Annotated in this window: 12 protein-coding genes; 7 read left to right on the plus strand and 5 right to left on the minus strand. The window is 73.7% G+C overall.

What is annotated here, in order from left to right; all coding sequences use genetic code 11:
• Positions 1–34 precede the first annotated feature (34 nt).
• Genes IR158_RS03265 through IR158_RS03280 form a run of 4 tightly spaced genes read left to right on the plus strand, consistent with a single transcriptional unit; the run spans position 35 to position 4796 of the window.
• Positions 35–904 (plus strand): ABC transporter permease, encoded by an 870-nt coding sequence (locus tag IR158_RS03265; RefSeq protein ID WP_291809442.1) that lies wholly within the window; start codon positions 35–37, stop codon positions 902–904.
• A complete protein-coding gene (acs, locus tag IR158_RS03270) occupies positions 901–2934 on the plus strand; it encodes an acetate--CoA ligase (protein WP_291809444.1) in 2034 nt (677 codons plus the stop codon). The genes IR158_RS03265 and acs overlap by 4 nt, the downstream gene beginning before the upstream one ends.
• A 57-nt stretch (positions 2935–2991) precedes the next feature.
• A complete protein-coding gene (locus IR158_RS03275; RefSeq protein ID WP_291809445.1) occupies positions 2992–4314 on the plus strand; it encodes an O-acetylhomoserine aminocarboxypropyltransferase/cysteine synthase family protein in 1323 nt (440 codons plus the stop codon).
• Positions 4311–4796, plus strand: a complete 486-nt coding sequence (locus IR158_RS03280; RefSeq protein WP_291809448.1) for a CoA-binding protein — start codon at positions 4311–4313, stop codon at positions 4794–4796. The genes IR158_RS03275 and IR158_RS03280 overlap by 4 nt, the downstream gene beginning before the upstream one ends.
• 16 nt (positions 4797–4812) lie before the next feature.
• On the opposite strand, the gene IR158_RS03285 is transcribed toward IR158_RS03280, so the two are convergent.
• Positions 4813–5148, minus strand: a complete 336-nt coding sequence (locus IR158_RS03285; protein ID WP_291809450.1) for an MGMT family protein — start codon at positions 5146–5148, stop codon at positions 4813–4815.
• Between the two features lie 2 nt (positions 5149–5150).
• Positions 5151–6221, minus strand: coding sequence for a PP2C family protein-serine/threonine phosphatase (locus IR158_RS03290; protein ID WP_291809453.1), 1071 nt, complete (start codon positions 6219–6221; stop codon positions 5151–5153).
• A gap of 79 nt (positions 6222–6300) precedes the next feature.
• On the opposite strand from IR158_RS03290, the gene IR158_RS03295 reads away from it, so the two are divergent.
• Complete coding sequence (locus IR158_RS03295; RefSeq protein WP_291809456.1) at positions 6301–7548, plus strand: GNAT family N-acetyltransferase; 1248 nt, start codon at positions 6301–6303, stop codon at positions 7546–7548.
• Between the two features lie 54 nt (positions 7549–7602).
• On the opposite strand, the gene IR158_RS03300 is transcribed toward IR158_RS03295, so the two are convergent.
• Entirely contained in the window at positions 7603–8055 is a 453-nt protein-coding gene (locus IR158_RS03300; protein ID WP_291809459.1) for a ribose-5-phosphate isomerase, read from the minus strand.
• A gap of 60 nt (positions 8056–8115) precedes the next feature.
• On the opposite strand from IR158_RS03300, the gene IR158_RS03305 reads away from it, so the two are divergent.
• Entirely contained in the window at positions 8116–10110 is a 1995-nt protein-coding gene (locus IR158_RS03305; RefSeq protein WP_291809464.1) for a M13-type metalloendopeptidase, read from the plus strand.
• Positions 10111–10131: 21 nt separating this feature from the next.
• Here IR158_RS03305 and IR158_RS03310 read toward each other — a convergent pair whose 3' ends face one another.
• Together IR158_RS03310 and IR158_RS03315 are read right to left on the minus strand one after the other, a co-directional pair.
• The gene (locus tag IR158_RS03310) at positions 10132–10692 is read right to left on the minus strand and encodes a hypothetical protein (RefSeq protein ID WP_291809468.1); all 561 of its coding nucleotides are present in this window, start codon (positions 10690–10692) and stop codon (positions 10132–10134) included.
• Positions 10689–11309: a DsbA family protein gene (locus IR158_RS03315; protein ID WP_291809471.1), complete on the minus strand. Its 621-nt coding sequence runs from the start codon at positions 11307–11309 to the stop codon at positions 10689–10691. The genes IR158_RS03310 and IR158_RS03315 overlap by 4 nt, the downstream gene beginning before the upstream one ends.
• Positions 11310–11543: 234 nt before the next feature.
• On the opposite strand from IR158_RS03315, the gene pepN reads away from it, so the two are divergent.
• Positions 11544–14150 (plus strand): aminopeptidase N, encoded by a 2607-nt coding sequence (pepN, locus tag IR158_RS03320; RefSeq protein ID WP_291809473.1) that lies wholly within the window; start codon positions 11544–11546, stop codon positions 14148–14150.
• The last annotated feature ends 44 nt before the right edge of the window (positions 14151–14194 follow it).

A 14194-nucleotide genomic window follows, 5' to 3' on the forward strand; every position in this document is an offset into this window, starting at 1 on the left:
CACCCTTCCTCCTCCTCTCCCCCAGGAGCGCTCCATGACCGTGCTCGGCACTCCCGGCACCGGACCCGTCACCGACACCGAGGGGCGCCCGCTGCGAGCGCTCAACCCGCACGACAGCGGGCCCGCACGGCCGACGTCGGCGTCGTTCTGGTCGCGGCGCGGCACACGCGTCGTCGGCGGCGCGCTGCTCCCGCTGCTCGTGCTCGCCGTGTGGCAGTACGTCACGACCAGCGGCCTCGTGGCGCCGTACCAGCTGCCCAGCCCCGCGTCGGTGTGGAACGCAGCCGTGGACCTCTGGCAGCGCGGCGACCTGCAGACGCACGTCGCCATCTCCGTCCAGCGCGTGTTCGTCGGCTTCGCGATAGGCGCCGCGGTCGCGCTGGTCGTCGCCGCGTTCGTCGGCCTGTCGCGGGCCGGTGACGTGCTGCTCGCACCGACGCTCGCCGCCGTCCGCGCGGTCCCGTCGCTCGCGTGGATCCCGCTGCTGATCCTGTGGCTGAAGATCGGCGAGGAGTCGAAGATCACGCTCATCGCGATCGGCGCGTTCTTCCCGGTCTACACGACCGTCGCGGCCGCGCTGAGGCACGTCGACCCCCAGCTCGTGGAGGCCGGTCGCGCCTTCGGGCTGCGCGGCGTGCGGCTGTTCCAGTCCGTGCAGCTGCCCGCAGTGCTCCCCGCCGTCATGTCCGGCCTACGCCTCGGCCTCGCGCAGGCGTGGCTGTTCCTGGTCGCCGCCGAGCTCATCGCGTCGTCCATGGGGCTGGGCTTCCTGCTGATCGACTCCCAGAACAACGGCCGGGTCGACCGGATCCTGCTCGCCATCGTGCTGCTCGCGCTCATCGGCAAGCTCACCGACTCCATCGTCGCGATCGTCGAGAAGCAGCTCCTGCGGAGGTTCGCGTGACCACCCTGACCGCGCTGCAGACCGAGACGCGCACCTACCCCGCGCCGGCGCACCTGGCCGCGACGTCCAACGTCCGGCCCGAGGACTGGGCCCGCGCCGAGGCCGACCCCGTCGCGTTCTGGGAGGAGGCCGCGCGCCGCCTGCAGTGGGACACGCCCTGGCATACCGCGCACACGTGGTCCCCGCCCGTCCCCGTCGCGGGGGGCGAGGCCGACGAGCTCACCGTCCCCGAGGCCCGCTGGTTCGTCGGCGGGCGGCTCAACGTCGCCGTGAACTGCGTGGACCGGCACGTCGCGGCGGGTCGCGGCGGCAAGGTCGCGCTGCACGTCGAGGGCGAGCGCGGCGACCGCCGCTCGATCACCTACGCGCAGCTGCAGCGCGAGGTCGCGCAGGCCGCGCACGCGCTCACCGAGCTCGGCGTGGGGCCTGGCGACCGCGTGGTCGTGTACCTGCCGGTGATCGCGGAGACCGTCGTCGTGACGCTCGCGATCGCGCGCATCGGCGCCGTGCACTCGCTGGTCTTCGGCGGGTTCTCGGGCGAGGCCGTGCGGTTCCGTGTCGAGGACACGCAGGCCAAGGTGCTGGTGACGAGCGACGGCCAGTTCCGCCGCGGGCAGGCCGTCGAGGTCAAGTCGGCGGCCGACGAGGCCGTCGCGGGGCTCGACCACGTCGAGCACGTGCTCGTCGTGCGTCGCACCGGCCAGGACGTCGCGTGGACGCCGGGGCGCGACGTCTGGTGGCACGAGGTCGTCGACCGGCAGCCCGACGTCCACGAGGCGCGGGCGTTCGACGCCGAGCACCCGCTGTTCGTCATCTACACCTCCGGCACGACGGGCAGGCCCAAGGGGCTCGTGCACACGTCCGGCGGGTACCTCACGCACGCCGCGTGGTCCCACTGGGCGGTCTTCGACGCCAAGGACGACGACGTGCACTGGTGCACCGCGGACCTCGCGTGGGTCACGGCGCACACGTACGAGATCTACGGCCCGCTGGCCAACGGCCTCACGCAGGTGATCTACGAGGGCACGCCCGACACGCCGCACCGCGAGCGCCACCTCGAGGTGATCGAGCGCTACGGCGTCACCACCTACTACACGGCCCCCACGCTCATCCGGACGTTCATGACGTGGTTCGGCGACGCGCTGCCCGGCGGGCACGACCTGTCGAGCATCCGGCTGCTCGGGACGGTCGGCGAGGCCATCAACCCCGAGGCGTGGGTGTGGTTCCGCCGCACGTTCGGCCGCGACGAGGTGCCGATCGTCGACACGTGGTGGCAGTCGGAGACCGGCGCGGCGATGATCGCGCCCGTCCCGGGGGTCACGACCCTCAAGCCGGGCTCGGCGACGCGTCCGCTGCCGGGGATCGCGGCCAAGGTCGTGGGCGAGGACGGCGTCGAGGTGCTGCCCGGACAGGGCGGCTTCCTGGTCGTCGAGCGCCCGTGGCCGGGCATGGCGCGCACCGTGTGGCGCGACCCGCAGCGGTACCTGGAGGCGTACTGGCGGCGGTTCGCCGGCCACGGCCCGCACGGCGGGTACTTCCTCGCGGGCGACGGCGCGTCGTACGACGAGGACCGGGACATCTGGCTCCTGGGCCGCATCGACGACGTCATCAACGTCTCCGGGCACCGCCTGTCGACCATCGAGGTCGAGTCGGCGCTCGTCGCGCACCCCGCCGTGGGCGAGGCCGGCGTGGCGGGCGTCACGGACCCGGTGACCGGCCAGAGCATCGCGGCGTTCGTCGTCCCCAGCACGCCGCCCGGGCCGGTCGAGGACGTCGAGGCGTGGCTGGCCGCGACGCATCGCCTGCGCGAGGACCTGCGGGCGCACGTGGCACGCGAGATCGGCCCCGTCGCGCGGCCGCGCCACGTGCTGGTCGTCCCCGAGGTCCCCAAGACCCGCTCGGGCAAGATCATGCGCAGGCTGCTCGCGCAGCTCGTCGAGGGCACGACGCTCGGCGACACGACCTCTCTGCAGAACCCGTGGGCGGTCGACCAGATCGGCACGCTGGTCGCCGCGGGCCTGCCCCGCTGACCACCCCGGCGTCCCGGCGCCGCACCCGTCCCCCGTCCCCTCCCCGACAGGAGCACCGTGAGCGAGCACCGCTTCGGCTTCCGCACCCGCGCCCTGCACGCCGGCGGCATCCCCGACGCCACCACGGGCGCACGCGCCGTGCCGATCTACCAGACGACGTCGTTCGTCTTCGACGACACCACCGACGCCGCGAACCTGTTCGCGCTGCAGAAGTACGGCAACATCTACTCCCGGATCGGCAACCCCACCGTGGCGGCGTTCGAGGAGCGCATCGCGTCGCTCGAGGGCGGCATCGGTGCGGTCGCCACCGCGTCCGGCATGGCCGCCGAGTTCCTCGTGTTCGCCGCGCTGGCCGGCGCGGGCGACCACATCGTCGCCTCGGCCCAGCTGTACGGCGGCACGGTCACGCAGCTCGACGTCACGCTGCGCCGGTTCGGTGTCGAGACGACGTTCGTCCCCGGCACCGACCCCGCCGACTACGCCGCGGCGATCCGTCCGGAGACGAAGGCCGTCTACACCGAGGTGATCGCCAACCCGTCCGGCGAGATCGCCGACCTCGCGGGGCTGGCCGAGGTCGCGCACGCCGCCGGCGTGCCGCTCGTGGTCGACTCGACGCTGTCCACCCCGTACCTGGTGCGGCCCATCGAGCACGGCGCGGACATCGTGATCCACTCCGCGACCAAGTTCCTCGGCGGGCACGGCACCACGCTCGGCGGCGTGATCGTGGAGTCCGGCCGGTTCGACTGGGGCAACGGGCGCTTCCCCACGATGACCGAGCCCGTCGCGTCGTACGGCGGCGTGCGCTGGTGGGAGAACTTCGGCGAGTACGGGTTCCTCACCAAGCTGCGCTCCGAGCAGCTGCGCGACATCGGCCCGGCCCTGTCCCCGCAGTCGGCGTTCCAGCTGCTGCAGGGCGTCGAGACGCTGCCGCAGCGCATCGACGCGCACCTCGCCAACGCGCGCGAGGTCGCGACGTGGCTGGAGTCGGACCCGCGGATCGCGTCGGTGCTCTGGGCGGGCCTCGAGTCGCACCCCCACCACGAACGCGCCCTGCGGTACCTGCCGCTGGGGCCCGGGTCGGTCATGGCGTTCCGGCTCGCCGCCACCCCGGAGCTCACGGGACGCGAGATCGGGCGCCACTTCATCGAGTCGCTGCAACTCGCGAGCCACCTGGCCAACGTCGGTGACGCCCGCACGCTCGTCATCCACCCCGGTTCGACGACGCACCAGCAGCTGTCCGCGGAGCAGCTCGCCGCCGCGGGCGTGCCCGAGGACCTGGTGCGCATCAGCGTCGGCATCGAGGACGCCGCCGACATCCTGTGGGACCTCGACCAGGCGCTGACCGCCGCCACCGGCACGACACGAGAGGACGCCCGATGAGCGCACGCACCTGGCAGGGGCCGAGCGCCCCGGAGCGGCTGTCGATCCTGCGCGCGACGCGCTCGATCGCGATCGTCGGGGCGTCGAGCAACCCGGCCCGCGCGTCGTACTTCGTGGCGACGTACCTGCTGTCCAGCTCGCCGTACGACGTGTACTTCGTCAACCCGCGCGCCGACGAGATCCTCGGCCGGCCCGTCTACCCGTCGCTCGACGCGCTGCCGGTCGTCCCGGACCTCGTCGACGTGTTCCGCCGCCACGACGACCTGCCGACCGTGCTCGACGAGACGCTCGCGGTGGGCGCGAGGACCCTGTGGCTGCAGCTCGGGTCCTGGCACGAGGACGTCGCGCGGCGCGGGGAAGCCGGGGGCCTCGACGTCGTCATGGACCGCTGCGTGAAGATCGAGCACGCGCGGTTCCACGGCGGCCTGCACCTGGCCGGGTTCGACACGGGGGTCATCTCGTCACGGCGCGCGCTCGGCTGAGCGTGGCGCCGGCTGCTCAGTCCTCGGGGAACCAGACCGCCTCGCGCACCCGCACGCGCTCGCCGTCGTCGGTCAGCGGCGTGCCCTCGGCCCGCAGGTGGGCGAGCGCGCGGCCCTCGTGGCACGCGGGCGGGCGGCCCGCGGCGGTGACGACGCGCCACCACGGCACGTCACCGCCGTGGGCCATCGCGCGTCCGACCTGACGCGGTCCACCGCGCGGTGGGCGGCCGACGGCGGCCGCACGGTCGACGAGCACCTCCGCGATGAGCCCGTACGTCATGACCCTGCCGGCGGGGATCCGGGCGACGAGGTCGTGCACCTCGTCGACGTAGTCCGTCCGCTCGTCCGGCACCGTCAGCGCCGCCGCACGACGACGACCGCACGGTCGTCGTCCTCCGCCGCCCGCACACCCGCGAGGACCTCGTGGGCGCTGCCGGGCCGTGCGGCGACCATCGTCTCGACGACCCCGAGCAGCCGGTCGATGCCCTGGTCGACGTCACGCCCGGGCGCCTCCACGAGGCCGTCGGTGTACAGGACGACCGCGTCGCCGGCGAGCAGGACGCCGCCGAGGACCCCGGGGGTCATGTCGTCGACCACACCGAGCGCGATGCCGCCCGGGGGGTCGAGGACCTCGATGCGCCCCGAGCCCGCGTGCAGCAGCGCCGGCGGCGGGTGCCCGGCGATCGCGACGCGGAACGCGCCCGTCGTCAGGTCGATCGTCAGGTGCGCGGCCGTCGCGAACCCCTCGTCCCACCCCTGGCTCAGCAGGTACCGGTTGGCCGCCGGCAGGAAGCTCTCGAACGGGAGCGCACCGAGCAGCCCACCGAGCGCCCCCTGCAGCTGCAGGGCGCGCACCCCGGCGGCCTGGCCCTTGCCGGACACGTCCACGAGCACCACCTCGAACGAGGACCCGGCCCGGTGCGCGACGACGAAGTCGCCCGAGAAGGCCGCGGCGTGCGCCGAGCGCACCTCGGCGTCCACCTGCCACACGGCGGGCAGGTCCGGCAGCCGGCCGCCGGCCGCGAGCCGGTCGCGCAGGTCCACGAGCATGAGCGCACCCGGGGCGCCCTGCAGGCCGAGCCGTTCCCGCTCGACGCCGAAGGTGACCACGGCACCGCAGGCGAGCACCAGCACCGCGATCTCGCCGGCGTTCACGACGGCGGCGACCGCGAGCCCCGCCGTGAGCAGCACGACGAACGAGACGAGCACCAGCAGCCACCGCCACCGCAGGACGAACGCGCCGACGAGCAGCACCAGGAGCAGCCCGGAGGCCGCGAACCACTCGGGGCGCCAGTGCACCGCGCCGGCGTAGACCACCGCGAGCAGGCAGAGCGCGATCCCGACGAGCGGCTGCGGCCCGACGGCCCAGCCCGCCAGCACCCGCGACACCCACCCCGTGGGGGCGCCGGGCCGGGAGCTGGTCACGGTCCGAGCCTAGAGGTCCGGTCCGGCGAACCGGGGAAAGGCCGTGCGTCGCCGCACGCCGCAGCGGCAGGATGACCCGATGACCACGCTGCCTGCCGGGTACCGCACCGCCGTCGTCCCGCCCGAGCGCGTCGACGAGTTCCGCACCGTCGACCAGCTCGCGTTCGCGACCTCCCCGGATCCGGAGGTCGAGCGGCTCCTGCCCTTCCCGATCCCGCTCGACCGCCTCATGGCCGTCGAGGGCCCGGACGGCCAGTACGCGGCCGTGCACGGCTCCTACGAGTTCGCGATGCCGGTCCCGGGCGGGCAGGTCGCGTGCTCGGGCCTCACGTGGGTCGCGGTCCGCCCCGACCACCGCCGCCGGGGCCTGCTGCGGTCGATGATCAGCACCCACGTCGAGCGGTCGCTCGAGCGCGGTGAGCCGGTCTCCGCGCTCTTCGCCGCCGAGTCGTCGATCTACGGGCGGTTCGGCTACGGCAGCGCGGCCGACGACGTGCGGCTGACCCTGCCGCGCGGTGCCGCGCTTCGCCCCGTCGCCGGCTCGCAGGACCTCACGGTGCGGCTCGAGCGCGTCGACCCGGCGCAGCACGCGGGGCTCGTCGAGGAGCTGCACGTGCAGGCGGGGCGTGGTCGGCCCGGGTGGATGCCGCGGGCGACGCCCGCGCTGCAGGCGCGCAGCGTGGGTGACCCGCCCAGCTGGCGGCACGGCTTCGAGCCCCTGCTGCTGGCGACCGTCCGCGCCGGCGACGACGTCCGCGGCCTGGCGGTGCTCGCGCGCAAGGACTCCTGGGGCGAGGGCGGACCGGACTTCACCGTGAAGGTCCGTCAGGCCTCCGCGGTGGACGCGGCCGCGACGCACCGGCTGTGGTCCTTCCTGCTGGACCTCGACCTGACCGCCACCGTCGAGACGCCCCTGCTCCCCGTCGACGACCCGCTGCTCCAGCTGCTCGTCGACACCCGCCCGACGCGGCGCCGCCTCAACGACAACATGTGGGTCCGTCTGCTCGACCTGCCGACGGCCCTCGCCGCCCGCACGTACGCCGGGCCCGCCGACGTGGTCCTCGAGGTCACCGACACGCTGCTGCCCGCGAACGCGGGCCGGTGGCGGCTCGTCGTGGACGCCGCGGGCGACGCCGAGGTCACCCGGACCGACGCCGAGGCCGAGGTCCGCCTCGACGTGCGCGAGCTCGGTGCGCTGTACCTCGGCGGCCGCTCGGCGACGGCGCTGGGCACGGCGGGGCTCGTGCTCGGCGAGGACCGTGACCTGGCCCGGCTCACGACGACGTTCGGTTCGCCGCTGGCCCCCGTCTGCCCCTGGATCTTCTGAGGTCCGCGGGCGGGGTCGGGTGGCGGCGTACCGGACGCCGCCACCCGGACGCGCTCAGGCGCGCGCGGCCTCGTAGGCGGCGAGCTGCTCGATCCGGCGGGCGTGGCGCGGGTTGCCGCTGAAGGGCTCGGCGACGAACGCGTCGACCAGCTCGAGCGCCTCGTCGACCGAGTGCTGCCGCGCGCCGATCGCGACGACGTTGGCGTCGTTGTGCTGGCGGCCCAGGCGCGCGGTGTCCAGGTTCCACGCGAGCGCCGCGCGCACGCCGGTCACCTTGTTCGCGGCGATCTGCTCGCCGTTGCCCGAGCCGCCGATGACGACGCCCAGCGAGCCGGGGTCGGCGACGACGGCCTCGCCGGCGGAGAAGCAGAACGCCGGGTAGTCGTCCTGGTCGTCGTACTCGAAGGCACCGTGGTCGACGACCTCGTGGTCGGCGGCACGCAGGTGCTCGACGAGCGCGACCTTCAGCTCGTACCCGGCATGGTCGGCGGCGACGTGGATGCGCATGTGCACATCCTGCCGCAGGCCGGGCCCCCGGATGTCACCGGCAGTTCGTAGGCTGTCGCCATGACGCGCAGCGGAATCCCCCTGGACGACCTCGACCCGGCCGCCCGACCCCAGGACGACCTCGACGCCTTCGTCAACGGACGGTGGATCGCGTCGTACGAGATCCCGCCCGACCGTGCGATGGACGGCCCGTTCCGAGCGCTGTACGACGAGGCCGAGCGCCAGGTGCTGGCCATCATCACCGACGCGGCCGCCGCTGCCGGCGAGGGCGACGCCACGGGTGTCGAGGCCAAGATCGGCGCGCTGTACGCGAGCTTCATGGACACCGACGCGGTGTCCGCCGCGGGCGTCGAGCCGCTGCGGGAGGACCTCGCCCTCGTCGACGGCGCGACGACGCCTGCCGACCTGACGGTGGCGCTGGGCACGCTGCAGCGCACGGGCGCCGTGTCGGCCGTCGACCTGTACGTGGACAACGACGCCAAGGACCCCGACACGTACGTCGTCCACCTGGTGCAGGGCGGTCTCGGCCTGCCCGACGAGGCGTACTACCGCGAGGAGCAGCACGCCGCGGTGCGCGAGAAGTACCTGCCGCACGTCGCCCGCATGCTGCGGCTCGCGGCGCCGGTGTCCGAGGTCGTCGCGGCCGGCGACCCCGAGGACCTCGCGGCGCGCGTCGTCGCGCTCGAGTCGCGGCTGGCGGGCCACCACTGGGACGTCGTCAAGGACCGCGACGCCGAGCTGACGTACAACGCGCTCACGCTGGCCGAGCTCGCCGAGCGCGCCCCGACGTTCGACTGGCGCGCGTGGGTGGCGGCCCTCGGTGCGCCGCAGGACGCGCTCGACCGGCTGGTGGTGCGCGAGCCGTCGTTCGCCGAGGGCTTCGCGAGCCTGTGGGCCGAGGTGCCGCTGGCCGACTGGAAGGCCTGGGCCACGTACCACGCGGTGTCGGCGCGCGCCGCGTACCTGACGGACGAGCTGGTCGAGGCCAACTTCGACTTCTACGGCCGCACGCTGTCCGGCTCGCCGCAGGTCCGCGAGCGCTGGAAGCGGGGCGTCTCCCTGGTGCAGGGCGCACTCGGGGAGGCCGTCGGGAAGGTCTACGTCGAGCGCCACTTCCCGCCGTCGCACAAGGAGCGCATGGACACGCTCGTGGCGCACCTCGTCGAGGCCTACCGGGAGTCGATCACGTCGCTCGAGTGGATGGGTGAGGACACCCGCCGTCGCGCGCTGGAGAAGCTCGAGAAGTTCACACCGAAGATCGGGTACCCCGTGCGGTGGCGCGACTACTCCGCGCTCGAGGTGCGCGCCGACGACCTGCTGGGCAACGTGCGGCGGTCCCACGCGTTCGAGCTCGACCGCGAGCTGCACAAGATCGGCCGGCCGATCGACCGCGACGAGTGGTTCATGACGCCGCAGACCGTCAACGCGTACTACAACCCCGGCATGAACGAGATCGTCTTCCCGGCCGCCATCCTGCAGCCGCCGTTCTTCGACGCCGACGCGGACGACGCGGTGAACTACGGCGGCATCGGCGCCGTCATCGGCCACGAGATCGGCCACGGGTTCGACGACCAGGGGTCGAAGTACGACGGCGACGGCCGGCTGGTCGACTGGTGGACGGCCGAGGACCGCGCCGAGTTCGAGCGCCGGACCAAGTCGCTGGTCGACCAGTACGCGCAGTTCTCGCCGCGCCAGCTCGGCGGCAGCCACCACGTCAACGGCGAGCTGACGATCGGGGAGAACATCGGCGACCTCGGCGGCCTGGCCATCGCGGTCCGCGCCTACGAGATCGCGCTCGGCCGTCCGCTCTCCGAGGCCCCCGTGCTCGACGGGTACACCGGGCTCCAGCGCCTGTTCATCGGCTGGGCGCACTCCTGGCGGACGAAGGGCCGGGACGAGGAGATCATCCGGCGGCTCGCGGTGGACCCGCACGCACCGGACGAGTTCCGCTGCAACGGCGTGGTGCGCAACATCGACGAGTACTACACGGCGTTCGACGTGCAGCCGACCGACGCCCTGTGGCTGGACCCGGAGGACCGCGTCCGCATCTGGTGACGCGGGACGGCGGGACGGGTCTCAGGGCAGCGCGTTCCACTGGGCGCGCGCCAGCCGGAACCCGATCCCGCCGGCGTCCGTGCACGTCACGCCGTCGGTCCCCGACGCGCACGTGTAGTCACCGACGGTCTCCCGGAGCCCGTACGTGAGCTCGGGGCCGTCGGCGGTCACCCGCGGGGCGTCGTCGTCCTCGCACACGAAGCCGAAGCCCTCGGCGTCGAGCCGCAGGAGGTGCCCGGTCTCGGCCTCGCAGCCGGTGACCTGCGGCGGCGCGTAGGTGAAGCTGCGGATGCTGCACAACACACCCTCGACGCCCATCTCGCACGCGATGTTCCCGCTGGGCAGCGTGAACGCGACGGTCTCGTCCGGGCGGCCCTCGCCGTCCTCGTCGCCGTCGCCGACGTCCGACGTCGCCGTCGGCGTCGAGGTGGTGGTCGCTGCCGACGCTGCGTCGCCCGACCCGCCCCCGCCGGGCAGGGTCGCCGCGAGCACCACGACGAGCAGCAGCACGAGCAGCACGTCGATGAGGACGAACGCCTGCATGCCCCGGCTCAGACCGCGCAGCAGCTCCGGAGCTCTCACGCCTTCTGCGCCTCCGTGGTATCGAACACCGGCCCCTGCGTGCGCGTGCGCTTCAGCTCGTAGAACCCGGGGACGCTCGTGACGAGCGCGAGACCGTCGAAGAGCCGGCCCGCGTCCTCGCCCTTCGGCGCCGGGGTGATGACGGGCCCGAAGAAGCCGACGCCGTCGATCGCGACGACCGGCGTCCCGACCTCGTCGCCGACGAGCTCCATGGCCTGCTGGTGCGAGGCCCGCAGCAGGTCGTCGACCTCGTCGGTGGCGGCGACGTCCGCGAGGGACGCCGGCAGGCCGACCTCGGCGAGCGACTCGGCGACGATCGCCGCGGTGTCGGACCTCCCGCCGGGGTGCCGGCGCGTGCCCATGGCGTCGTACAGCGGCTTGAGGACCTGGTCCCCGTGGTCCCGCGCGGCGGCGACCAGCACGCGCACCGGGCCCCAGGAGGCGTCCAGCAGCTCGCGGTAGCCGTCGGGCAGGTCACGCCCCTCGTTGAGGACGGACAGGCTCATGACGTGCCACCGGACCTCGACGTCCCGGACGCGCGCGACCTCGTCCATCCAGCGGGACGTCATCCACGCCCACGGGCACGCGGGGTCGAACCAGAAGTCGACGACGGGCACGCGGTCTCCTCTCGCTGACGGGTCGTGCCAGAGTGTGCCCCTTCCGGCGCCGGGGTGCACATCCCGCTCCGCTCCCCGGCCGTGCGGGACCCCCGTGGCATGATCGTGCGGTCGCGCACCAGCGACACGGTGGCGCCTCGCCACGGCCCCGACCCGACCTCCGGTCGTCGCCGACCGCCCGGTCGCCGCTGCAGCCCCTCGTGGCCACCGCCGCAGATCGATCGGAGAGCATCCGTGCCCGGAGAGAACCTCACCCGCGCCGAGGCGGCCGAGCGCGCCGCCCTGGTCCGCACGCACGCCTACGACGTCCAGCTCGACCTGACGACAGGACCCGAGACCTTCGCGTCGCGCTCGACGGTGACGTTCTCCGCGGCAGCGGGTGCCAGCACGTTCGTCGACCTCATCGCCCCGACGGTGCACGAGGTGGTCCTGAACGGGCGCAGCCTGGACGTCGCGGACGTCGTCTCCGACTCCCGCATCCGGCTCGACGACCTCGCCGAGGAGAACGAGCTGACGGTCGTCGCCGAGTGCGCCTACATGAACACCGGTGAGGGGCTGCACCGGTTCGTCGACCCCGTCGACGACGAGGTGTACCTGTACAGCCAGTTCGAGGTGGCCGACTCCCGCCGGGTGTTCGCCGTCTTCGAGCAGCCGGACCTCAAGGCGACGTTCGCGTTCACCGTGACGGCGCCCGCGCACTGGACCGTGGTGTCGAACTACCCGCAGCTGGGCATGCCGCAGCGCGTGGAGGGCGGCCGCAACCTCAACGGGGGCCGCGACGAGGGCACCGCGACGTGGCGGTTCGACACGACGCCGCCCATCTCGTCCTACATCACCGCGGTCGTCGCGGGGCCGTACCACGGCGAGCACAGCGAGCTGACCAGCAGCGACGGCCGCACGATCCCGCTCGGCGTGTACTGCCGGTCGTCCCTCGCGCAGCACCTCGACACCGACAACATCCTCGAGATCACGCGTGCCGGCTTCGCGTTCTACGAGGAGCGGTTCGGTCACCCGTACCCGTTCGTGAAGTACGACCAGCTCTTCGTCCCCGAGTTCAACGCCGGTGCGATGGAGAACGCCGGCGCCGTGACGTTCCTCGAGTCCTACGTCTTCCGCTCCAAGGTGCCGGACGCGACCGTCGAGCGCCGCGCGGTCACGATCCTGCACGAGCTCGCGCACATGTGGTTCGGCGACCTCGTGACGATGCGCTGGTGGGACGACCTGTGGCTCAACGAGTCGTTCGCGGAGTACGCGTCGACCCTCGCCACCGCCGAGGCGACGCCCTGGACGAGCGCGTGGACCACGTTCTCCTCGCTCGAGAAGTCCTGGGCCTACCGGCAGGACCAGCTGCCCTCGACGCACCCGATCGTCGCGGACATGCGCGACCTCGAGGACGTCGAGGTCAACTTCGACGGCATCACGTACGCCAAGGGCGCGTCGGTGCTCCGGCAGCTCGTCGCGTGGGTCGGTGAGGACCACTTCTTCGCGGGGGTCCGCGCGTACTTCGACCGCCACGCGTGGGGCAACACCGAGCTGCGCGACCTGCTGCGCGAGCTGGAGACCACGAGCGGCCGCGACCTGTCGGCCTGGTCGGCGCTGTGGCTGGAGAAGGCGGGCGTCACGCTCCTGCGGCCGGCGATCGAGGTCGACGCGGACGACGTCATCACCTCGTTCGCCGTCCTGCAGGAGGTGCCGGACGAGCACCCGGTCCAGCGTCCGCACCGCCTCGCGGTCGGCGGCTACGACCTGGTCGGCGAGGGCGCCGACGCGCGCCTGGTCCGGACGGTGCGCGTCGAGCTCGACGTCGACGGCCCGCGCACGGAGGTCCCCGAGCTCCTCGGCGTGCGTCGGCCGGCGCTGATCCTGGTCAACGACGACGACCTGGCCTACGCGAAGGTCCGCCTGGACCCCGTGTCGCTCGCCACGTCGGTGTCGCACCTCGACAAGTTCACCGACTCCCTGCCCCGCACGCTCGTGTGGAACGCGGCCTGGGACGCGACGCGCGACGGCGAGACGCCCGCGCGGGACTTCGTCGAGCTCATGCTCGGCAACGTCGCCCACGAGACGGACTCGTCCGTGATCCTCGTGCTCCTGCGTCAGCTCACCACGGCGCTCGACCTGTACGTGGCGCCCGAGCACCGGGAGGCGACCGCCACCGCGGCGGCCGACCGCCTGCTCGAGCTCGCGCAGGCCGCACCGGCGGGGTCCGACCAGCAGCTGCAGCTCGTCAAGGCGTTCGCGAGCCGCGCCCGCACGGCGGCGCAGCTCGACGTGGTCAGCGAGGTCCTCGACGGGCGTCGCGCGCTCGAGGGCCTGTCCGTCGACACGGACCTGCGCTGGGAGCTGCTCACCGCCCTCGTCGCGGGTGGCCGCGCGGGCGACGCCGACATCGCGGCCCAGCAGGCCGCCGACCCGACAGCCACCGGGCAGCGTGCCGCCGCGGCGGCCCGCGCCGCCGTGCCGACGACCGAGGCCAAGGAGCGCGCGTGGGCGGCGGTCGTCCAGGGCGACGACCTGCCGAACGCACTGCAGGCGGCGACGATCAGCGGCTTCGCGCGCGTGCACGACCATGCGCTGCTGGTGCCGTGGGTCGAGCCGTACTTCGCCGAGCTCGAGCGCGTCTGGGCGGACAAGACCAACGAGATGGCCCAGAAGGTGGTCGTCGGGCTCTACCCGACGGTCCTCGCGGACGACCCGGCCGTGGAAGTCCTGGGAGCCACGGACACGTGGCTCGCGACGCACCCCGACGCGCCCGCAGCCCTGCGCCGCCTCGTGGTGGAGTCCCGCGACGGCGTGCGCCGCGCGCTGGCCGCGCAGGAGGCCGACCGGCGCCGCGTCTGACCGCTCACGTCGACGGCCGGGCACCGACGTGCCCGGCCGTCGGC

This window comes from Cellulomonas sp., from assembly GCF_015234515.1.
Taxonomy (GTDB): Bacteria; Actinomycetota; Actinomycetes; order Actinomycetales; family Cellulomonadaceae; genus Cellulomonas.

Bases quoted from the DNA above. Each gene is read 5' to 3' on its own strand.
- IR158_RS03265 (WP_291809442.1), top strand. From the start codon at position 35: ATGACCGTGCTCGGCACTCCCGGCACCGGACCCGTCACCGACACCGAG.
- IR158_RS03280 (WP_291809448.1), top strand. From the start codon at position 4,311: ATGAGCGCACGCACCTGGCAGGGGCCGAGCGCCCCGGAGCGGCTGTCG.
- IR158_RS03295 (WP_291809456.1), top strand. From the start codon at position 6,301: ATGACCACGCTGCCTGCCGGGTACCGCACCGCCGTCGTCCCGCCCGAG.
- IR158_RS03300 (WP_291809459.1), bottom strand. From the start codon at position 8,055: ATGCGCATCCACGTCGCCGCCGACCATGCCGGGTACGAGCTGAAGGTC.
- IR158_RS03305 (WP_291809464.1), top strand. From the start codon at position 8,116: ATGACGCGCAGCGGAATCCCCCTGGACGACCTCGACCCGGCCGCCCGA.